General features: G+C 52.7%; 1 protein-coding gene. It reads left to right on the plus strand.

Annotation, left to right across the window (positions count from 1 at the left end):
* Positions 1–33: 33 nt before the first annotated feature.
* The coding region (locus BIU97_RS18530; RefSeq protein WP_368073088.1) for a citrate/2-methylcitrate synthase at positions 34–262 on the plus strand (229 nt) is incomplete at its 3' end.

Here is a 262-nt window from a genome sequence, read left to right on the forward strand (position 1 = left end):
CACTCGATCAATGCATCAACCTTTACCGCACGCGTGGTTACTTCAACCGAGGCTGACCTGACATCATCAATTGTTGCTGCCATAAGCGCATTGCTTGGGCCACTCCATGGAGGGGCGCCCTCTAAGGTAGACACTTTGCTTGACGAGATTGGCTCTGTTGAGAATGCCGAAGCTGTAATCAGAAATAAGGTGGAACGCGGTGAGCGCATAATGGGGTTTGGCCATCGCGTCTACAAAACCCATGATCCTCGCGGTGCCGCAT

It is taken from the genome of Curtobacterium sp. MCBA15_009, from assembly GCF_001864895.1.
Taxonomy (GTDB): domain Bacteria; phylum Actinomycetota; class Actinomycetes; order Actinomycetales; family Microbacteriaceae; genus Curtobacterium.